Annotated in this window: 15 protein-coding genes; 12 read left to right on the top strand and 3 right to left on the bottom strand. The window is 43.8% G+C overall.

Translation table 11 applies throughout. The features are described 5' to 3' along the window. The first annotated feature begins 104 nt into the window (after positions 1 to 104). The 5 genes from DQQ10_RS23575 to DQQ10_RS23595 all read left to right on the top strand — a co-directional run bounded on the left by DQQ10_RS23575 (position 105) and on the right by DQQ10_RS23595 (position 7,416). Entirely contained in the window at positions 105 to 2,516 is a 2,412-nt protein-coding gene (locus DQQ10_RS23575; RefSeq protein WP_112749400.1) for an ABC transporter permease, read from the top strand. Between the two features lie 274 nt (positions 2,517 to 2,790). After that, positions 2,791 to 5,586 (top strand): alpha/beta hydrolase, encoded by a 2,796-nt coding sequence (locus tag DQQ10_RS23580; protein WP_165824086.1) that lies wholly within the window; start codon positions 2,791 to 2,793, stop codon positions 5,584 to 5,586. 29 nt (positions 5,587 to 5,615) lie between these two features. Further along, a complete protein-coding gene (locus tag DQQ10_RS23585) occupies positions 5,616 to 6,122 on the top strand; it encodes a hypothetical protein (protein WP_112749402.1) in 507 nt (168 codons plus the stop codon). Positions 6,123 to 6,253: 131 nt separating this feature from the next. After that, on the top strand, positions 6,254 to 6,619 hold the full coding sequence (locus DQQ10_RS23590) for a hypothetical protein (RefSeq protein WP_112749403.1): 366 nt from the start codon (positions 6,254 to 6,256) through the stop codon (positions 6,617 to 6,619). Positions 6,620 to 6,657: 38 nt separating this feature from the next. Further along, complete coding sequence (locus DQQ10_RS23595) at positions 6,658 to 7,416, top strand: SOS response-associated peptidase (protein ID WP_262511779.1); 759 nt, start codon at positions 6,658 to 6,660, stop codon at positions 7,414 to 7,416. Positions 7,417 to 7,486: 70 nt separating this feature from the next. On the opposite strand, the gene DQQ10_RS23600 is transcribed toward DQQ10_RS23595, so the two are convergent. The 3 genes from DQQ10_RS23600 to DQQ10_RS23610 all read right to left on the bottom strand — a co-directional run bounded on the left by DQQ10_RS23600 (position 7,487) and on the right by DQQ10_RS23610 (position 13,735). Then, on the bottom strand, positions 7,487 to 9,691 hold the full coding sequence (locus tag DQQ10_RS23600) for a TonB-dependent receptor plug domain-containing protein (protein WP_112749405.1): 2,205 nt from the start codon (positions 9,689 to 9,691) through the stop codon (positions 7,487 to 7,489). A gap of 320 nt (positions 9,692 to 10,011) precedes the next feature. Next, positions 10,012 to 10,758 carry a LytR/AlgR family response regulator transcription factor gene (locus DQQ10_RS23605; RefSeq protein ID WP_112749406.1) on the bottom strand — a complete coding sequence of 249 codons (747 nt, stop codon included), beginning with the start codon at positions 10,756 to 10,758 and terminating at the stop codon, positions 10,012 to 10,014. A gap of 52 nt (positions 10,759 to 10,810) precedes the next feature. Beyond that, entirely contained in the window at positions 10,811 to 13,735 is a 2,925-nt protein-coding gene (locus DQQ10_RS23610; protein ID WP_112749407.1) for a sensor histidine kinase, read from the bottom strand. Between the two features lie 215 nt (positions 13,736 to 13,950). Between DQQ10_RS23610 and DQQ10_RS23615 the strand changes: the two genes are divergently transcribed. The 7 genes from DQQ10_RS23615 to DQQ10_RS23645 all read left to right on the top strand — a co-directional run bounded on the left by DQQ10_RS23615 (position 13,951) and on the right by DQQ10_RS23645 (position 20,445). Then, a complete protein-coding gene (locus tag DQQ10_RS23615) occupies positions 13,951 to 15,330 on the top strand; it encodes an NHL repeat-containing protein (protein ID WP_112749408.1) in 1,380 nt (459 codons plus the stop codon). Positions 15,331 to 15,372: 42 nt separating this feature from the next. Further along, a complete protein-coding gene (locus DQQ10_RS23620) occupies positions 15,373 to 16,803 on the top strand; it encodes an NHL repeat-containing protein (RefSeq protein ID WP_112749409.1) in 1,431 nt (476 codons plus the stop codon). Positions 16,804 to 16,943: 140 nt separating this feature from the next. Next, positions 16,944 to 17,234: a (2Fe-2S) ferredoxin domain-containing protein gene (locus DQQ10_RS23625; protein ID WP_185147043.1), complete on the top strand. Its 291-nt coding sequence runs from the start codon at positions 16,944 to 16,946 to the stop codon at positions 17,232 to 17,234. Positions 17,235 to 17,298: 64 nt separating this feature from the next. Next, entirely contained in the window at positions 17,299 to 18,171 is an 873-nt protein-coding gene (locus tag DQQ10_RS23630) for a pirin family protein (RefSeq protein WP_112749410.1), read from the top strand. Positions 18,172 to 18,254: 83 nt separating this feature from the next. Beyond that, a complete protein-coding gene (locus DQQ10_RS23635; RefSeq protein WP_245970526.1) occupies positions 18,255 to 19,169 on the top strand; it encodes a helix-turn-helix domain-containing protein in 915 nt (304 codons plus the stop codon). Between the two features lie 108 nt (positions 19,170 to 19,277). Beyond that, entirely contained in the window at positions 19,278 to 20,117 is an 840-nt protein-coding gene (locus DQQ10_RS23640; RefSeq protein WP_112749411.1) for an SDR family oxidoreductase, read from the top strand. Positions 20,118 to 20,235: 118 nt separating this feature from the next. Further along, positions 20,236 to 20,445 (top strand): hypothetical protein, encoded by a 210-nt coding sequence (locus tag DQQ10_RS23645; RefSeq protein ID WP_112749412.1) that lies wholly within the window; start codon positions 20,236 to 20,238, stop codon positions 20,443 to 20,445. Positions 20,446 to 20,623 lie beyond the last annotated feature (178 nt).

The following is a 20,623-nucleotide window of genomic DNA, read 5'->3' on the forward strand; positions in this document are numbered from 1 at the left end:
CTGCGGTATGTTTACAACGCACATGACGCAATCTTAATTTACGGCAACGATAATTTTTGCAGGTCGGTTCTATTGCGTAATTTTTCAGACCAAACCCGACAACCATGCTGAAACATTATTGGAATACTGCTATCCGAAACCTTTTACGCAACAAGCTTTTTACAGCCATCAATATTGTCGGGCTTTCGATCAGTATAGCCACCTTTTTAGCACTCACCGGTTACGTTCAATATCAATTCAGTTATGACGATTTCTATGAAGACGGCGATCAAATCTATCGCGTTGACTATTACGAATACCAACAAGGGGAGCCTGTGCTGCAAAGTGCGCGCTCACATGATCGTGCAGCGTTGTTGCTCCATGCCTATGTTCCTGAGGTAGAAGCTGTCGCTAGAGTATACAATGAAAAAGCATATGTCTTTAATGAGAAGGTCAGGATCGTTGACCAGGATATGCTATTCGCCGACAGTTCTTTTTTCAAAGTCTTTAAGTTAGACATGATTAGTGGTTCGGCGGAAACTGGACTTGTTGCACCGCATTCAGTGATGATCTCTCAATCGCAGGCGAAAACGTATTTCGGCGATGACGATCCGATGGGAAAAATTTTGTACTTCAATGAAAATCTGGTGTTCACCGTTACTGGTGTTTTTGAAGATGTACCAGAAAACACATCGTTGAAATTTGACTTCTTGCTGTCGTGGTCAACGATGCCATTTAATGGTTGGATTCTAAAAGACGGCGAGTTCTCTACACCGTGGACCTTCACGTTTGTAAAACTCAATGAAAATGCATCGAACCTCCAAGCGATCAATGATAATTTGTCGCGTATTGCTTCGGAGCATATCACACACTTGGAAAAACGCGGCCACACTGGGCGCTATGAACTGAGACCTTTCCAGGATTTGCACACTGGGAAGGAATTGTCTGGAGCGATCGAGCCTGGCGTGAGTCAAACGCTTTTATTTACGCTACTCTCATTAGCTGTTTTCATTTTAATTGCGGCTTGGATTAACTACATTAATCTTTCACTAGCGAGGTCGTTGGATCGCGCGAATGAAATTGGTGTTCGTCGTGTGTTTGGGGCTACAAGAATTGCAATAGGAGGCCAGTTTTTTCTTGAAGCAGCATTACTTGCAACGGTCACGTTTGTTTTAGGATATATCCTATACGGAGTTTTTACAGGACCGTTCGCGAGCTTACTATTTTCGGATGTTAACTTTATTCCGACAACAACGTTTACAAACATATTGTACTTCGTCGCCTTTGTCGTCGCTACCACGCTGATCGCTTACTATCCGGCGTACTTCATTTCAAAATATAAGCCAGCCCTCATCTTGAAGAATAAACTCGGCAACGGTAAAGGCCGTGCAAACATACTTCATCAAGGCCTAATGGTATTTCAACTTTTTCTAGCGGTGGGCATAGTAGGTGTCACGATTATCGCAGGAAGGCAAATCGCTTTCATGCGCACCTATGACTCAGGTTTTGACACCGCGCAAACAATCACGTTGCGCGCACCTGCATCTACCAATTCCGATTCACTACGCTACACACGTTTCAATGCGTTTCGTGATGAAGTTCTTCAACTGGCAGCGTTTAAGTCAGGTGCTGCAACAATGAATATTCCGGGACAAGAAATTCGCTTCCACGACGAAGGTGTACACGCTGTCGGTACCACCAACGAGAAGAAACAATCGTTTTGGGTCATGTGGGCCGATGAAGGATATCAAGAAACTTTCGGAATGAATCTTATCGCTGGAAGAAATTTTAAAGATAATGAATCAGGCGCCAGCGTTTGCGTGATGAATGAATCGGCAGCGAAAGCACTTGGCTATGAAAATCCAGCTGATGCTGTCAATACGACGATCATTACCGCGGAACAAAAACAGTTTACCGTTGTTGGCGTTTGGAAAGATTACCATCATGAGTCGCTGCGTAAGGCGGTAGAACCAATCATTTTTTATCACCGTCATCCGCATGAATACGGCTATTATTCTTTTAACGTTAAGACACAACAAGGTGACTACCTCGCATCCCTTGAAAGTATTTGGAAGAAGCACTATCCGCATGATCAATTCATTTATTATTTCATGAATAGTTTCTATGAAGCTCAGTACAAACGCGACGAACTCTTCGGAAGACTGCTTAATATTTTTAGTTTCATCTCAATCGTTGTTGCGTGCTTGGGACTTTTTGGAATGGCATCACTTGCCATGGTGAAGCGCACAAAAGAAATTGGTGTTCGAAAAGTACTCGGCGCCACAGTTTGGAACATCCTCATGCTCGTTTCATCACGATATGTAAAACTGATATTAATTAGCTGTGCGTTTGCATTTCCGCTGGCGTATTATTTCACACGTCAGTGGCTCAACGGATTTGCCTACAAAATCGATATCAGCTGGTGGATGATTGTGCTTCCTGGCATCATCGTTCTCGCCGTTACGTTGCTAACAATTTCCGGGCAATCGCTCAAAGCTGCAATGACGAATCCCGCGAAATGCATGCGCGAAGAATAGGACAATGAAATCTTGTCTCTACGCTTCTGAAATTAGTCGTTAATGATCTGAAATTCCTACACCGTAGTATACATCAGACGCCGGAAAATTCCCCCCAATTCCTATAGGGAAAACAACCGTGCTTTATCCTGCATGCATATTTTTATTTGTGCACGTCTTAAGATGAAATCAGTCATTTTAAAGACAACTCCTCCGACAACGGTTTATTATTCGTCTGAAGATGACCTACTAGGTTATTTGTAAAATCGTTGTGATGCTAAATCAGAAATCAGTCATGAAGAAAAGAAAGAGCAGCACTGCCACGTTCGTTTCAGGAGTTTGGCCATTGGTGCAATGCGTAGTTGTTGTAGGTCTACTGTCTGCTATCGCCCTGATGAGCGGCTGTGATGATCCCCATGATCATCAGGATAATCCTCACGCGCGTCCGCAGGAGGGAGGAAGGATTGTGCCGCGTCCGGATGTGCCACAAGATCCGAAAGCGCTCTCGACTATTATCATCGTTCCACCACTATTAAACTGCGCGAATTCAGTTACAGTGAAAGGATTTGTTCCTGGAGCGCTTGTTCGTATTTATTCAGATGGTACAAAAATCGCCGAGAAGGTCGGCAATGATCCGGAGGGTGAAACGTTTCAGGTTTCTTCGCCATTAGCAACAGGCAAAAATATTACGGCAACACAAGAGTTCGACGGTGTGGAGAGTCTTCCATCGGTTCAAGAGCCTGTGCAGGACGTCAATGAAGTATATCCCGCAGGTATTCCCAAACCCAATTTTCCTTTTTTGTATCTCTACAATTGCGGCATTGCAACGTATGTTAACAACCTTCCCCCCGGCGGAGATCTGCGTGTTTTTGAACAAGCATCCATCACCGATCCTAAAAATCTAGTGGGTTCCGTCAATGGCGTCGCTGAAGGGCAATCGATCGGAATTCATCCTTCATTTAAGACAGATCATCTGGTGAGTGCAGAATCTCAGATATGCACAGACGTGGCGACCTCCGATATTCAAAAGGTAATGCCCGAGCCGGCTTCACTTCCTGATCCAACCGCCGATCCTATTTACGAAGCGGCTACGTTCGTTGCTTGTCATAGCCTCGTGAATGGTGCCAAAGTTACCATTGAACGCAGCGGAACAACGATCGCTGTATTTGGCGCACCTGCATCTCACGTTCGTGTTCTTGGCGTAACAGTTTCCGCAGGTGATGTTCTTGATATCACACAGGAACTTTGTGGTGTGAAAAGCAATACGACACATGTAACGGTTCAACCGTGTAGTGCACTTCCGCCGCCTGTATTGATTGGTCCACGTGCGGGTGATGTTGTCGCGCAACTTTCTAACGTAGTGGCTGGATCGCGTGTGCGAATTTATTCGGGTACGGAAGAGATTGCTGATGGTGGCGGTAGCACGATTATGTATACGCGACCACTCATAGACCATGAGACGTTAATCGTCATTCAAAGTTTTGGCGCATGTATAAGTTCAGGGTATCAAGTTGTCGTAGGGTCTGGATTACAAGATCCAGGTGTAGCAGGTCCGTGTGGTCGCGTGAAATCATGGGAGTATGGTCATGGTGGTGATCCGGATCGTAGGACAACGGATGTGAGCAGCTATTTTAGTTCGCCAGGATTTTGTGTTAACGTTCCAATGAATGCTGTTCCGCTTCATGCCGTTGTTCGTTATCCAGAAGGACCCGGTCCCTTTCCGTTAGTGATCATTGTTCACGGAAATCATCATGCGAATGACCCGAGTTATCGAGGTTATGATTACCTGCTCGAACAACTCGCAAGTCAATGTATGATCGGGGTATCTGTCGAAGAAGATTTTCTAAATCTGTGTGATCAAAATAATGTCGCAGGAGAGATGGATGCGCGCGGCATTGTATTGCTTCGTCATCTACAATTGTGGCGCGAATGGAATCGTACCCCCGGTCATCCATTCTATTCTAAAGTCGATATGAACAGTGTTGGCTTGTCTGGGCATAGTCGTGGGGGTGAGGCTATTGTCGTTGCTGCACTCTTGAATAAAACGCTGCACATTAATACAGATCCGCCTGTCGGACCAACGTCGCATAACTTTGATTTTGGAATAAAATCACTCTACGCCATTGCGCCTGTCGATGGACAGTTCGACCACGGTGCCATTACGTTAACCAATGCCGACTACTATGTGATGCATGGATCGCATGATGGCGACGTTTATGATTTTGGCGGACAACGACTCTACAACAGAGCTTATCCTGTAACCAATACCACGAATCATTTCAAAGGATTTGTCTTCGTTCACGGAGCCAATCACGGACAATGGAACACAGGGTGGGGAACGTGTTGCGAAAATACCGTTGGACCATCACCGCTAATTTCCGCTGCCGATCAACAACAGATTGGTAAGACGTACATGAGCGCATTCTTCTTGGCAGGATTGAAGGGATGGAAACCGTACCGCCACTTTCTATCCGGTGAAGCATCCTTCGCATCGGTGCCCCCAGGCGTAACGCGAATTACGCAGTATCAGGATCCGGAAAAGATATTTGTGAACCATTATCAAGAAGATTACGATCCAACAACAGGGTCGCTCATGGGTGTTGAAAATTGGCGAACAGGTTCGTTCCCGAACTATCTCGTGTATTCTTTTAGCGATGATGATCGTCCTCATTTTCTCTGGGGAGAAACAAGAGGCCTGATCGCCGGATGGAACGAAGAAAGATCCATGATCACCATGGCGCTAAAAAATGGCGGCGGCGTAGATTTCAAATACCTCGCCATGCATGTTGGACAAACGCATGAAGATCCTACTGATTTAAATACACCTGGCGTTGATAAAGATTTTAGCGTTCAACTGGAGTTCGAAGAAGGTGCAGGTCCTGAAGTTGCCGTGTCTTCTTATGGTACGTTAAGTTATCCGTTGATCACATACTATAAAATGAAATCAGTTCAACAAACTATTCGTATCCCGTTTGAGGATCTCCGCATTTCGCCACAAGTAAAAACCGCCGATGTGAGGGCGATCAAGATCAAGTTCAATCGACAATCACGTGGGAACATAGCGCTTGATGAAGTACAGTTCTCCAATTAAATTAAGTTCGAATCGTTATCTTCATTTATATGAAACGCATGAAATATATTACGACGTTGCTCATCATGGCAGCAACCTCTTTACTCATGTTCTGTCAAGAAAAAAAGCAGCGCGTAGAATCTAGTGCTGTAATGCCTGTAACCGCTAGCGCCGAGCAAGATTCAATGAAAGTGGTCGGATATACAATTCATCGTGTCAGACTTCGATTCGAATACACCGCGAAAGATGCGCGTGGAGAAGCTGTTAAGTATAAGGAAGCTTGGCTTGTGAAATTGACGTTAGAAAGAATGCTCCGTTATCCGTCACTGCGGGTTGAATTCGCAATTGGCGATTACATTATTCCAGAATACGGCAGTTGGGAAAAAGGCATCTACTTTAAAGTTTACGATCAGGCAACGTTCGATAAACTATCTCATCAGGAAATAAAATTCCGTTTACCGAACAGTGTTGATTTTATCTCCACCAAGAAACAATTTGAAGGCGCCGCCAATAAAAGATTCGCAGTCGAAGATGAACGAGAGGCATTAAAGCAATAAGACTGACGAGGGAATATAATTTCCGTTCTTTTCACGTTTTTGCCCCAGAAAGTCATTCATTAATAATTAGCATGTCGATTGACTAACTAATAAAATTAGTTACCTATATTTGAAGACTAATTTTATTGGATATGAAAACCATTAAAACCCCGAGCGGCGTTAAGAGAATCGAGGATTCTGATGCCACGCTTAGTCTATTCAAATTGCGCGAAATTCTGACCGACGAGCGAAAGTTGATCATCAATCGCTTGGAATCAAATTTGACCTCGTATTTAGATTTTCGTTTTCACACCAAACCCAATAGCAAGCAAATCGATGGTATCAAAAATCAGTTGGCGTCTCTAAAAGCGTCAAATCTTGATTTAGAAAAGTACAATGCCGTGGTACAATGTTTTCTTTCCAACGAAAACACGCATGTGAATGCCGCGCAATTTTACCAAGAAATTGATGTTTGCATTGAGGACGAATTGAATTCTGCCCAACTACGATTAGTTTAGCGCTCGAGTAATATCGAACGCGAACTATGTGCAACAGGATGGCCATGGCCTGGGATAAAATGTCTGACCTTGAATACTATTACACCGCGGAGTATTCAGGGGAAGTTGACGGCATGAATGAAAATGAAGGTGAATGGCTTCCTTGCTATCACACCAATGCTTACGATCACATGGCAACCCCGGTCATTACATCACGTGATCCGGGAAAAATTCAACTGTTTCATTGGGGACTCATTCCACATCGAACCTCGTCGCTCCAAGATGCCTTGTCGATAAGGCAAAGTACTGTGATGTGTAGGAGTGAGGATATGTACGATAAATACGCTTACGGTGAACTTGCAAAAGCAGGGAAGCGTTGCTTGATTCCTGTCTCGGGATATTTCGAATATTTTTGGGTCGATGCGAAGGGTAAAACAAAAATACCATACTATATTTTTCTGAAGGACCGCCCTTTCTTTTCAATCGGCGGACTCTATTCACGCTGGACAGATAAGACTAGTGGTAAAGATTTTTTTACATACACCGTGTGCACAACAGCTGCCAATGAATTTGCAGCGAAGATTCATAATCAGGGACAACGTATGCCCGTGATTTTACAAACCCAAGAAGCTGAACGGGCGTGGCTCAATCCAACCATTACGAAAGATGATGTCGTAGACTTATGTCGTGCCATTCCCGATGAATTTATGGCTGCCCATACCGTTTCACGCGTGATTACTTCTAAAGACAACAACGTTCCAGAAGCGATCCAACCGTTTTCTTACACCGCGAGTTCATCGCCTTCTCTTTTCGAATAGACATTCTATCTCAAAAAAAGAACCCCGAGATTTTCACCTCGAGGTTCAGACGAATTGGGGAAAAAAGAACTTAGAACTGTAAGCTAACACCACCCAAAATCATACGCGGCGTAGGATCGCTGTCGTAGTATTCTGATGAGTTACGGTTCAAAAGATTTTTTCCGTTAACAAAAATCGTTACTGCTTTCACAGGCGTGTATTCAAACTTCGCATTCACGATTGCTTTACCTTCAACATTTCCTACACCATGTACACCATCTTGTTTTGATGTGTTATCCATGTGGTAGAACGTCTGCTGAGAGAACCAATAAGTGCTCATATTCAAATTGAACTTTGAGCTCAAAGCATAGTTTGCATACAAGCCACCATAAGCTTTCGGCGTGAACTTGTGATTAGTCTCAGTGCCTACACCGGAATTCACGTTGTTTGCTGCCGGATCAAAGTTGTTGTTCTCTGAAGGAACAGCTTCTGTTGTATTAAAGAACTGTGAATAATCTTTTAGCGTTGTTTTCTGGAATGTTACAAACGGTTTCAATTGAAGCTTATCAACAACCCAAGTCATGCTGATGCTTGTTCCAATCTGATGTACCGTCAACGGAATATTTTCTGTGCTCAAGTACGTATACGCTACTACTGGAAAGTTGCTCATGTCGGCGGCAGGAACCGTTGCACCCTGCACGAGAGCAGTGTAATTCTCGGTAGTTGTATAGTAAGCTTCAATATCAAGCGACAGGTTACTTCTCAGTTTTGTACGGTAGCCAAGTTCTGCCATCGTTGAATTCAACATGTCAAGATCTTTGTTACCCGTTGAGATCGCCTGCATGATCATTGATCCATCTGGAGGCAGTGGAACGTTCGTTGTATAGTTCAGGTAAGTGTCGAAAATGAATGGCGAGCGATATGCTTTCGAGTAGACAAACCGTATTAAATTTTTATCATTGAACTTGTAACTGCTGGCGAACTGATAAGAAAGAAACGCGCCATCAGGGTGTGAGAATCGGTCCACACGCGCACCACCTGTTAAACGAAGTTTGTCACGAAAAGCTTTATAGTCTAAGCGTACGCCACCACCGATCGTTTCCATCGTGCGTGATCCATTTAAACTTCCTTCACCGTTTTCAATATCCCAATACTCGCTGTCGTCGTACGTCGCTTTGCGGTAAGTGATGCCAGGCTTGATCGATAAAGACTTGATAATAAATTCATATTCCGCGGTAGCATCGATTACATTATAGTCATATTTCGAACCTTGCATTCCTACGACAGGAGCTTGCGCTGCATCGGTATAAGAAAGTTGTCCTGTAAATCCTGAAACGGAAGCTTGTAAGTCTATGTACTTTGACTTCGTGCTTGACGTGGCGATAGCGGCAGCCGCATTCACACCAGAATTATCGAACATGATATTCTGCACTTCAGCATCTTGCAATCCCGTCATCAAATTGAACTGTACCTTTTCTTTCGGCGCGTATTGTGCAAAAGCATTGATACCATACTTGTTCATCGATTGATCTGGATTCGGATAACGCGCCTCGTTGTTATCGAATGGCAACTCGCTCACCGAACTTGCCGTGTAGCGTGACGGCTTGTGAACCATGTATTCAACGTCACGACCACGTAACTGATAATTGCCAGATACGCCCACACTCAATTTAGGATTGAATTGATAAGCTGCCGAGATGTTTTGAATACTTGTTGATTGCGATCCCAACTGTGAATTTGCGCGAATCGAAAATCCATCTTTACTTGTCTTTGTCGTGATGATGTTAATCACACCTGATACCGCATTGGGTCCATACAACGTCGAGGATGGACCGCGAACTACTTCTATTTTCTCAACATCATTCAGATCGATTGGAAGCGACTCCCAAAACGTTCCGCCTTGCAAATAGTTATACACTGGTCTGTTGTTAATCATCACCAGCGTAGTCGTGTTCGTCGATGACAGAATAAGAGAGTTCGGCGGTACGTTGTCGAGACCACGAACGTGTATGTCGTAGTTTCCATTTGTCTGTTCACGTACTATAACGCCTGGTACCAAACGCAAAGCTTCCATGATGCTGTTCGCACCAGATCGCTGAATTTCCTCTCTTGTTAGTACGGACGCTGAGAGTGGTGCATCAAAAAGACTTTCAGCTTTTTTAGACGCCGAAACAATTTCAATGTTCATCAATTCCTCTAAACTCAGCGTGTAGACATCCACAGAATCTTGCTGGGCCATCACGGTTCCGGTGCCTAACAAGAAAGCTGCACATAAATGATAAATCTTTCTCTTCATAATCAATTACTTTTTTCTCCGCCGCACAGTAGGCAAACGCTTATCCCAACTTTCGCGGTCACACTTTACTGTCGTAAAGAATTCAATTTTAACGCGACGAAAGCCAATACTTACATTGAAATATGTATGAAAAGAAAATTTATGAAACGTTTTTCCTAACGGTATGGCTAGACGCTATTTCCAAATTGGGAGCATTCTGCACTGTCTTGGGAATGGCCGGTTGATGAAAGCTTTCAATTTGAAAGACGGATCAAGGTAAATGCTGGGGATGAAATTGCCCAATATCGGAGTGTAGATGAGTTGCAAATCTTGTTAGGCTACTAAAGCTTGCTCAGTGCTTCCATTACAGAATCTCTTCGCTCGCGTGCAACGGGTAACTTTGATCCGTCGGACATTTGCGCGAATCCTGACTTTCCTTTCACAAGCTTTCGGATGAAATCTAGGTTTACCAAATGAGATTGATGAATACGCAGAAAACGTTCCTTGGGAAGCAGACTCTCAAACTCTTTCAACGTTTTACTCACCAGATGCTTACTGCCATCCACCAAAAAGAAATACGTGTAGTTGTCGTCGCTTTCTGCGCGTACCACATCCTCTATTTTAATAACCATCAAACTGTCGGAAGCCGGAAGTACGATGCGTGGAGATGTTTGTTGATGTCGTAAATTATTTTCAAGCGCCTCCAATCGCGCCTCAATGCTCTTAACGTTTTTTTGATCTTGTAGTCGCGCGATCACAGCGATCAGCTCGTCGATGTCTATTGGTTTTAGCAGATAGTCAAATGCAGCAAGTTTAATCGCTTGTATCGCATATTGATGATATGCCGTCGTGAACACTACGTTGAAGAAGGGTTTGGCAAAATATTTCCAAAGCTCTAGGCCACTCTCATCAGGCATCTGTATGTCGAGAAATACCACATCAGGTTTGGTCTCTTCGATCATCCTGCATCCTTCCTTTAACGATGGATACATACCTTCTATCTTAACTCCCGCTGTATGCTGTTCAATCAAAACGGAGAGCGCGATTCGCGCATTCTCTTCATCATCTATGATTATGGCTCTCATCATCTCTGTCTTCAGTTATCGTTCAGTCTATCGTGGTCAGCGATGCCCGGAAAATTTATAGGTATAGCAGTACCCTTGTTCCTTGCTCTGGTGGTTTCTGGTCCACAATTTCCATGCGGTATACTTTATCGCTTTTGTTGCTCAATATCGATAGTCGTTCTCGAATCAAATTGATACCGCGTGGTACATGTGTGCGATTGTGGTTTATCGTCCGACCAACGCCATTATCTTCAACTTCAACATACGTTCCGTTCTCAAGCATCGAGAAGCGTATAACAATTCTTCCTTTTTTTTTCAAGGGCATGATACCATGGATAAGCGCATTCTCTACAAAGGGTTGAATGGTCATCGACGGAATAAATGTGTTGGCTGTATCGAGATTCGGCGCGGTAAGAATCTCGAAATCGAATTGCTGATTAAAACGCATGCTTTCGATTTCCAAATAATGATTTAGAAATGCGATTTCCGCCTCTATCGTTACAAACGAGCGCGATGTGTTGTCAAGAATCATGCGCATGAGTTTACTGAAACGACTTAATAATCGATTTGCTGTTTTGGTATCAGACGTGATGAAGAACTTCTGAATCGTATTGAGTGTGTTGAAAATGAAATGAGGGTTCATTTGTGCTACCAGTGCTTTCAGCTCAGATTCAATCAATCGATCGTGGAGTAAAACTTTCTTGTAGTTAGCATGGTATGCATTTCGGATGATTAACGACGTGGTGAAAATAACGATAATCATGGCGCCCATGATAAACCACCACTCATACCATATTGGTTTCTTGATTTGTATCGATAGTGACTTCGTATACTTACTCCACTGGCCGTCGGCGTTACGCGCTTGCACACTGAAGTGGTAGTCCCCAGGTTGCAGCGACGAAAACTCAAGTTCATTCGATTTTGTCATTGTCCAGGTTGAATCTGTATCCCTAATCTTATAGCGGTAGTAGATATCATTCGTAGTGAACGATCGCGCTGCGAGCACTAAACGAATATTGTTTTGGTCGTAGGGAAGTATTAGTTCACGGGTGGTCATCGCCTGTTTTTCACCATTAACAAACATGCTGGTGACATGTGCGCTAATTTCATTTTGCTGCTGAAATGTTTTGGGAAGGATGATGATACCTTCGGCAGTGGCAAGCCATAGGTTTGTGTTGTCTGATGTGATATCGTTGAAGTCGACAGTTTCGGATGTGAAAATTGCACCAAGTTGAATTTTGTTTTCAGCGACACTTGCCCGATATACCTTATGGCGCGATACGATCCACGTGACATCATTCTCGTCGATGTAAAAACGAATTGCGGCATGCTGTCCAATGCCGTTACTGTCGTCGAGCACACTCACGAGATTAAAGTCTCGATCAAGCACCACAATAGCGGTAGCGTCAACCAATATCCAAATATTGCCATCACGCGCCTGTTCAATTTGTTTGATTCGATGTTTCAGATAAGGATGTATGCTCGAGAAATTTGATGTCTCTCCATTTTCAATTTTTACAAGACCTTTTCTTGTACCGCATAGAATCTGCTGTTCAGCCGTAAGACATAATGCATTCGTACGCTCGAAGAAAATGCGACCTTCCGGAGCGTAGAAGAAGGCGACATCTTTTCGTTTGTTAAGGTCAGACCGGTTAAATACTTTTAGACCAGCGTAGCCTGTTTCAAGAATAAAGCGATCCGGTAAAACAGCGATTGAATTTATTGTTGCACGAGGAAAGGACGTTTCCACTTGATTGCCGACAAGCTTAATGATACCAACAGCTTTGCCAGTTATCCATGTTGTATCGCCATCGGAAATGATTTCATCGACACGAACGTTGTCGGTAGGGATCGGAGAGGGGAAATGCCGAATAGAATAATCTTTCGCATCGATGCTTGCAAAGGCACCATTTTCACGAACGGCAAGAATATCGCGTTTCGGCGTCAGGTGAATTCTCCGTACTGGATTCTCAAGGGAGTTTTCGAATGGAATTCTTTTGATGTGCGGCGAGGGTACATAATAAACGCCGCGATTAAGGGTTGTGAACCAAAAGCCGTTGTCGGTATCTTTTAAAGCGTGAGAAACAATGGCACCGGGTAAGTAAGATGTCGCTTCCTTTATAGTCGGTGTCTTGGAATTCCAATGCGTAACGCCTGCTGTATGATAGACCCACGAGCTATCACCTGTGATGGGAAGCATCCCGAGGATGGTCAACTCGGAGGGCTTTCTTGTAAACGTAAATTCGCCATAATTAATGTCGGCGAGTGAGCTTCCTTCTGCAGTGTTATTGAAAAGCGGAAAATGCAATGTCGTCTGTGCCGTGTCGATGTAGATTTTACGACTGGCATCTGATGTCAACGACATTCCTGGTATTTCTCTGAATAGATATCTCTTAGGATCAGCGGGATCGAAAATCAGAATTCCCGTAGATGTGAGCGCATATATTTTCTTTTGGTGCGACCACAAATAGAATACCGTATGATCTAACGCAGCGTTGTTGTTCGCCAATTTACGTGGAAACGCCGTTGAAGAACCATCAGCATGCAATAAAAATATTCCCTTCGTCATCGCGCTCACCCAAATGTTCCCGAGATGATCTTCTTGGAAACCACTGTAGATGTCGTTGAGATCAAGGGCGGCTAACGTTGAATCGTTGGAAGAGTTGAAGAAGCTCCCATTCTTGTAATAGCTTATTCGACCATTGAAGGGGAGAAACCAAAGACGTTGTTGTGAATCTTCGATGATGCGGAATATCTCGTTGTCAGATAAATGGTGCTGCGGTGTGTATGTAGTAAACGAGTGCCCGTCATATTTGCATACACCAGCGTCTGTGCCAAACCATAGGAACCCATCGTGGTCCTGCGTTGCATAATATACAGTATTACTCGGGAGGCCCGCCGAGGTTGTGTAGTTATTGTAGTACAGTGTCTGCGCAAAAACCGAACAGGTACCTCCTAAAGATAGAAGCACGATCAAGAGGCGTTGTATGGGGCGTTGCATTGAATTATTTACAAACGCAAGATACTGTAAAGTTAGCCGAAAATCGCTACCGGAATTCTAACCTAAAGGTACGGGATACTCAACAGACAACACGGAATACTCAAGCAGCGCTTAAGGATACCAACAACCTTTCCGCAGCAAAGTAAATTTACTTCCTCAAGCGGAATTGAGCCAGCCACCTTGAACAAAACAAAACCAATTCAATTAAAACCTCAATGAAAACGAAAACCATTTTTTGCGCAGTAGTCTGCAGCTTGTCAATTTTCTCATGCTCCTCATCTTCTGACGAAGATCCTGGCCCTTCGATAGACACAAACCCTTTCATTGCAACGATCGGATCGACGAAGCAAGATCAAGGCAATGCGATTGCTGTAGATGCCTCCGGAAATACGTTTGTCGCGGGTACGTTTGTGAACGCGCTTAAAGTTGGTCCAACAGATTTAAGTTCCGATGAAGATGGTGGGTACAACTTGTTTATCGTAAAATATAACAGCACGGGCGCACCGCAGTGGGCCAAAAGTGCAACAACAGAAGACGGTCAAATGTCTGCCCATGGTATTTCAGTAGATGCTGATGGCAATGTATATGTTGTAGGGAATTTTACCATCGACGCTTCATTTGGCGATATTAAAAAGACCGGAACAGAAGCCACGGAAATATTTTTTGCGAAATACAACAAGGACGGTGTTGTGCAATGGGTTAAAACTTTTGGTGGCGCCGGTACAGACAACGGACTCGAGATAAGAACGGATACTGATGGAAACACGTATATGGTAGGTTCATTCTCAGGTACAGCCACGTTTGGTGAAACGGTATTGACATCAAATGGTAATGCCGACATTTTCTTAGCGAAGATAAATAAAGAAGGATTAGTGTCTTGGGCTGCGCATGTTGGAGGTGGCGCGGGTGACGATAAGGGAATAGGTGTCGCCATCAATGGATCATTCATTTATGTAACTGGTATTGCACGCGATAATGTAAAATTTGGAGGAAACGATTTTACGGGCAGCGGCACGATGATGTTTGTCGCACAGTATGGTAAAGACGGTAGCTACAAGTGGGCGAAGCGTCCTGCGGGGACGGCTACAGAGGGAAGCTCGGTTGCACTTGATAGCGAAGGAAATGTTTATACGATAGGAACATTATATGCGAAAGCAGACTTCGGGTCATACGCGCTTGTACCGGTGGAAGGTAAATATGCCTTTCTTGCGAAATTTTCTTCAGCCGGTAATGTTCAGTGGGCGAAAGTTTTTCCCGGTGATGGTGCAGAATTAACATTAGCAGCAGGACCGTCAGATAAACTGTACGCTATCGGAAGATTTTCAGTGGTAGCCGGATTTGCAGCCACGCATCAATTCAATTCAGCAGGATTCTCCGATATCTACCTCGCGCGCTTCAGTAAAGAAAATGGTACTGTCGATTGGGCTATGCGCGGCGGCGGAACGGATTTCGACGTTCCTGGAAGTGCTGTTGTCGACGCTGCTGGCAACTTGTATTCAACTGGATTTTTCCTCGACGAAGCAACGTTCAATTCAACCACTGCCGTGAAGACCGCTGGGTTACACGATGCATTCGTGTGGAAAGTTCATCCATAACGTTTCCTAAAAATTCTGTAGACACATAGAAACAAATCATATATGAATAAAAGTATTAAACTATTTCTTGGCTTTCCTTTACTGATTGCCGCGATGCTTTTTCTGAATGCATGTTCTTCCGATAGCGATCCTGAGCCTGATCCTAATCCAGAACCAGAACCTGAAGTGCCAAGTAATAAAACACCGTTTCTAAAAAAGATCGGTGGCACAGGCGATGATTATATCTCAGCATCAATTACGGATGACAAAGGAAATCTCTATGTTACCGGAGCCTTTAATGGTACAGCGTCGTTCGGAAAATCTGATCTCACCTCTTTAGGTGGCGTTGATGCTTACGTTGCAAAATACAATACGAACGGAGATCTCATATGGGTTGTGCCAATCGCCGGAACGCAATACAGTTATGGTCGCGCACTCACATTCGATAAAGCAGGCAATGTTTGTGTTGTTGGTGATTTTAACGGGACCGTAAATGTAGCGGGTACAAATCTTACGGCATTCGGACAATACAATACTTTCATTGTGAGGGTCACGTTGGCGGGCGTGCTCGTATCGGCGATTAGAGATGGTATAGGCACGGCGAACTCGGGAAGTTCCGGTCTCACATGGCCAAGGGCAGTAACTTTCGATAGCGATGGCAATATGTACATGGCCGGATCATTTTATTATGAAGCGAAATTCGGAAACTTATCGGTGATCGGCGATCCGGATATGGACGGGCAAATGTTTGTAGTGAAATACAACCCTGACGGAAGTGCTGCCTGGGTACAGAAGAGCTCTGCGGGAGCGAATGCCAGCGGTATAGCCGTGTCGCCATCGAGCGCACTCGTTTATGTAACGGGTACGTTATACGGAAAGAGTAGCTTCGGCGCAACGGAGCTTACGTCGAAAGGAGAGGGAGATGTGTTGTTAGTAGGCTACCAAATTGAAAACGGTGCTGTGAATAGCGCGCAAAATTTTGGCGGTACGGGTGGTGATGGTGCAACCGACATCGCTTTTGATCAATATGGTCAAATTTTTTTAGTGGGATATTTTACAGGACAAGCAACATTTGGAAAATATACACTCGATGCTGGCGCATACAATGATATGTTCTTGTTTAGAGTGGGCAACGGCGGCTACTACTGGACTAAACAGTTGAAGGGATACGCGATGGCAAATGACCTGATGATCAACAATAATGGTATATACGTGACAGGGTGGTTCAGTAATAAGGTAACATTTGGAAGCACAGACGTAACGTCTCGTGGAAGCCTGGATGCTTTTGCAATGAAGTATAGCTTAGGTGGCACTGTACAATGGTATGGCACAGCCGGCGGTACTGGAAATGATCGTGGCGAGTCAGTTGCAACCGATGCACTGGGCAATGTATTCATGTCTGGTGATTTTCAAAGTACTATCCACTACGGTGAGAAAAATGTAGCCAGTGCAGGTGCCACCGATGCCATGATGGTTAAATATGTGATGGACTAAATCATAATGTTTGTTGGCTTTAGGAACCTTGCAGACTGTGGTTTGCAAGGTTTTTTCGTGCTTAGTTTTCTCCTGGCACGACAGCTCGATTTTTTGCCTGCGCTTCAAAGTATTTGTATTTTTACAACTCAATCAACGCTATGTCAAAAGATCGTGTATTTGTGCCGGAATGTGTGTTGTATGCTTGCTGCGGAAGTAAATGTAAAAAGCATGGCGGTAAGCAGCTTTACAAGTCTTTAAAAGCTGATGTGAAGTCTCGTCATCTCAAGCGCGTCGTTCAAGTCATTAAAACAGGATGTACTGACCGCTGTAAACACGGCCCAGTCCTTGCCGTGATGCCGCAAAATGAATGGCACTTGGGCGTTGACGAATTACGAGGTAAACAAATCCTCGACGCTGCGATTGAAAACATCAAGATCTCTAGAACTTAAATGCTGATGCGCGCGTTACTTTTTTCTCTCGTTACACCATCCAATCACGCTCATTTATCATAGCATGTCAAACATAGACCTCATCATCGAAGAACGCCCTGCGGACATTGGAAATTTTTTAGTCGGTAGACTCTTACCTTTTCGTTCCAAGCGAATGGTTGGTCCGTTTGTTTTTATTGATCACATGGGGCCGAAGTGTTTAAGTGATTTCGAAAACATGGATGTCGGTCCGCACCCTCACATCGGGTTGTCGACTTTGACATACTTATTCGAAGGAAGTATCATGCACCGTGATAGCCTCGGGACTTCTATAGAGATTAAACCTGGACAAATCAATTGGATGACGGCAGGGAAAGGGATTGTTCACTCAGAGCGTACACCTGAGTATCTTCGGAAATCAGAGAAGATGTTGCACGGACTACAGATATGGGTAGCGTTGCCGAAATCATTGGAGCAGATGGAGCCCAATTTCTATCATGCCTCTGAAGAAGACATTCCGACCTGGACAGAGGATGGTGTGCAATATAAATTGCTTGCCGGAAAAGCATTTGGTAAAACGTCGCCTGTTCCTGTTTACAGTGATTTGTTTTTTATCGAAATAAAAAATACGGAAGAGCGCTCAGTACGTATCGGGCAACACCTATTCGGTGAGGCAGGTCTATACATTTTAGAAGGTAGTATTTTCAACAACGGCATTCGGTATGAGCCGAAGCGTATTCTTGTTTCTAAAGAGCCAAACCTTTGTGAGTTCACCATGGCTCCCAATACAACAGTTTACATATTCGGAGGCGAGCCTTTTGAAGAAGAGCGATTTATCTATTGGAATTTTGTAGCCACGGATAAAGTGCTACTAGAGGCAGCGAAAGAACGTTGGCGGAATCAAGAATTCCCTAAAATTGACGGCGAAACAGGGTTTGTACCCTTACCGGAGCGCTAGCCAAATTGTTTGAATTTCGCAAGTTTTCCTTTCATAAACGCAACCGCGTGCTGTACTGAGGCACTATCTTCGTTTTTCGTTTTATGCGTATGACAAAAAGTAGCAAAACAGAAACGTTGGAGGATTTTTATCGCCGCAAACTTGATTGGCTACCTGAAAATCTTCGGAACGATATCGGACATTTTAACGTGTTTCGATTAGAAGATTGTGTAGGCCCAAACAAAGAACCCGTCGAATACGCACGTCGCGATTTCTACAAGGTAGCTTTAATGCGTGGAAAACATGCATACCATTATGCGGACAGAAGCGTCGAAGTAAACGGCACTTCTCTCATATTCTTTAACCCAAATATCCCTTACACTTTCGAACAACTTACGGCCAACCCGACTGGGTTCTTTCTCATTTTTCGCGAAGCATTTTTTACTTCTCATATAAGAGGCCGTATGCAGGATCTTCCAATGTTCGCTCAAGGAAGTAAGCCCGCTTACATTCTCGACAAAAAACAAGACAAACAGATCTCTACTATTTTTGAGAAAATGTTGGAGGAGATTGCTTCAGATTATGTCTTTAAATACGATCTGCTGCGAAACTACGTGATGGAAATTATTCATGGCGCCATGAAAATGCAGCCCTCGGAAACATTGTACCAAGATACAGATGCCAATGCACGCATCACGGCGGTGTTTGCAGAGCTGCTGGAGCGGCAATTTCCCATTGAATCACCAGCACAACGCTTTACACTTCGATCGGCACGCGACTATGCGGAGAAACTTGCTGTACATGTCAATCACCTCAACCGTGCTATTCGGTTAACAACTGGGAAAACAACGACGGACCTTATTGCGGACCGGCTCACCAGTGAAGCTAAGATTTTATTGAAGCGAACAACGTGGAATATTTCAGAGATCAGCTACAGTCTTGGCTTCGAAGATCCTGCACACTTTAATCACTTTTTTAAAAAACACACAGCGGTTACGCCTTCAGCATATCGCGCATAATTCCTCCAGCAGTGGATGTTTGAATTCCGCAAGTATCTGTTTTCTTTCAACAACTGATCGGGTTCGCGGTGCACTAGTTTTGTCTTATCAAACAAAACAGTTAAGCAGATGAAGAAAAAAGTATGGTTTGTAACCGGGGCCTCGAAAGGTCTAGGATTATCACTCGTAAAAAGATTATTGCAGGAAGGATATGCAGTAGCGGCAACATCGCGGAACATCAAAGAGCTTCAACAGGAAGTAGGAGCATCAACTGAAAATTTCTTGCCCCTGCAGATGGACTTGCTAAGCGAAGAAAGTGTTCGCCTGGCAATTGAGAAGACAATTGAAAAATTCCGTACACTAGACGTCGTTGTCAACAATGCTGGTTACGGATTGGCAGGTGCGATTGAAGAACTCAGTGATCGCAAGACGCGCGGTAATTTTGATGTCAATGTCTTTGGATTGTTGAATGTTATTCGTGTAGCTATGCCGCACCTAAGAAGACAACAATCTGGACATATATTCAACATCGCATCAATCGCCGGATTTACTGGTGCGTTCCCCGGATTCGGAATTTATTGTGCTACAAAATTTGCCGTGCATGGATTGTCGGAATCTTTAGCGGAAGAAGTAAAACCCTTCAACGTAAAAGTGACAATTGTTTCTCCTGGATATTTTAGAACGAAGTTTCTTGAATCTGGATCGCTTAGTGTTCCGAAGAATGAAATCAAAGACTATAAGACAGTCCGGGAGATTCAATCCTTGCATCAGAACGATTACAATGGAAATCAACAGGGCGATCCTGACAAAGCTGCAGATGCGATGATCAATGTTGCAGAAAGCACCGACAACGTTCTTCATCTTTTCCTAGGACCTGATGCATATCAATTTGCGGAACAAAAAATGTTGTCTGTGAAAAAAGATTTGGAAGCTGTCAGAGTAATCGGGACATCAACAAGTTTCGCTTAATACCGAAAATAATCGGGATTTATTTTTCCCCGAATTTAATGTGGATTGATTGTTCTTAGCCGTGGATTTCTTTTTTATCGCTATATGTAGTTTCACATAAACAAAAAAAACAAACTACATGAAAGCACTAAAATTCTACGACAAAGAAGGAAATGGCTTTGAATTGTATGCCGATCACGAAAGACAATCAATCATCATGGAGATTGAAGCCGACCAAGATGAACAACAGTTTGTCGAATTCGATGACGACGATATTGATGATATCATTATTGCGTTTGTGAATTTGAAAAATGAATTAATCGCCGAACGGAACGTCGGTAGCAATTAATAATTAATCTTTTCTTTACCGCAGTGGCGCAATGGCACAAAGATTCGCAGATGAATCGTTTCTCTGTGTCATCGCGCTTTCGCGGTAACAAAAGGCTTATCTTGAAAGGACCACAACTAAGCACAAGCTACCATATAAAATTTAAACTTTTAGCTTTCTGCTTTTATCTTTCTGCTTT

Origin of the sequence: Pseudochryseolinea flava (assembly GCF_003286915.1) — a bacterium.
Classification (GTDB): domain Bacteria; phylum Bacteroidota; class Bacteroidia; order Cytophagales; family Cyclobacteriaceae; genus Ohtaekwangia; species Ohtaekwangia flava.

Excerpts from the sequence above, each read along its gene's own strand:
- DQQ10_RS23575 (WP_112749400.1), top strand. The coding sequence starts at position 105 with ATGCTGAAACATTATTGGAATACTGCTATCCGAAACCTTTTACGCAAC.
- DQQ10_RS23580 (WP_165824086.1), top strand. The coding sequence starts at position 2,791 with ATGAAGAAAAGAAAGAGCAGCACTGCCACGTTCGTTTCAGGAGTTTGG.
- DQQ10_RS23585 (WP_112749402.1), top strand. The coding sequence starts at position 5,616 with ATGAAACGCATGAAATATATTACGACGTTGCTCATCATGGCAGCAACC.
- DQQ10_RS23590 (WP_112749403.1), top strand. The coding sequence starts at position 6,254 with ATGAAAACCATTAAAACCCCGAGCGGCGTTAAGAGAATCGAGGATTCT.
- DQQ10_RS23595 (WP_262511779.1), top strand. The coding sequence starts at position 6,658 with ATGGCCATGGCCTGGGATAAAATGTCTGACCTTGAATACTATTACACC.
- DQQ10_RS23600 (WP_112749405.1), bottom strand. The coding sequence starts at position 9,691 with ATGAAGAGAAAGATTTATCATTTATGTGCAGCTTTCTTGTTAGGCACC.
- DQQ10_RS23605 (WP_112749406.1), bottom strand. The coding sequence starts at position 10,758 with ATGATGAGAGCCATAATCATAGATGATGAAGAGAATGCGCGAATCGCG.
- DQQ10_RS23610 (WP_112749407.1), bottom strand. The coding sequence starts at position 13,735 with ATGCAACGCCCCATACAACGCCTCTTGATCGTGCTTCTATCTTTAGGA.
- DQQ10_RS23615 (WP_112749408.1), top strand. The coding sequence starts at position 13,951 with ATGAAAACGAAAACCATTTTTTGCGCAGTAGTCTGCAGCTTGTCAATT.
- DQQ10_RS23620 (WP_112749409.1), top strand. The coding sequence starts at position 15,373 with ATGAATAAAAGTATTAAACTATTTCTTGGCTTTCCTTTACTGATTGCC.
- DQQ10_RS23625 (WP_185147043.1), top strand. The coding sequence starts at position 16,944 with ATGTCAAAAGATCGTGTATTTGTGCCGGAATGTGTGTTGTATGCTTGC.
- DQQ10_RS23630 (WP_112749410.1), top strand. The coding sequence starts at position 17,299 with ATGTCAAACATAGACCTCATCATCGAAGAACGCCCTGCGGACATTGGA.
- DQQ10_RS23635 (WP_245970526.1), top strand. The coding sequence starts at position 18,255 with ATGCGTATGACAAAAAGTAGCAAAACAGAAACGTTGGAGGATTTTTAT.
- DQQ10_RS23640 (WP_112749411.1), top strand. The coding sequence starts at position 19,278 with ATGAAGAAAAAAGTATGGTTTGTAACCGGGGCCTCGAAAGGTCTAGGA.
- DQQ10_RS23645 (WP_112749412.1), top strand. The coding sequence starts at position 20,236 with ATGAAAGCACTAAAATTCTACGACAAAGAAGGAAATGGCTTTGAATTG.